General features: G+C 46.1%; 1 pseudogene. It reads left to right on the top strand.

Features of this window, described 5'->3' with window-relative positions:
* Nucleotides 1-85: 85 nt before the first annotated feature.
* Nucleotides 86-529 (top strand): annotated as a pseudogene (locus R8O11_RS30975) (type II secretion system protein GspE); the annotation flags it as partial.

The following is a 529-nucleotide window of genomic DNA, read 5'->3' as shown; positions in this document are numbered from 1 at the left end:
AGATCCCTGTGATCCCTGCATTTGGCCAAGATCGTAAGCATCCTGCTGAAATTCAAGCGTTTATCGATCAAATGGAAAAGAACTAATGGTAGATATGTTAGACACTGCGCCAAGTATGCGTCGTCTGCCATTCAGTTTTGCCAATCGCTTTAAACTGGTTTTGGAGACTGAGCATCCAGAGCGTCCTCCAATTCTTTACTACGTGGAGCCGCTAAATCCTGCGGCTCTGGTTGAAGTGCGTCGCGTGCTTAAGCGCAGTTTCGTGCCTCAAGCCATCGACAAAGAATCCTTCGATAAAAAGCTGACTGAAGCGTATCAACGTGATTCATCAGAAGCTCGTCAATTGATGGAAGATATCGGTGCCGACAGTGATGATTTCTTCTCGTTGGCAGAAGAGCTACCGCATGACGAGGATTTGTTAGAGTCGGAAGACGATGCGCCAATCATCAAATTGATCAATGCTATGTTGGGTGAAGCGATCAAAGAAGGTGCGTCCGATATCCATATCGAAACGTTTGAAAAGACGCTT

The sequence above is a fragment of the Vibrio sp. 1288 genome (genome assembly GCF_033344475.1).
Note: the sequence above shows the minus strand (reverse complement) of the source record. Positions and strands in the feature narration are given on the sequence as shown.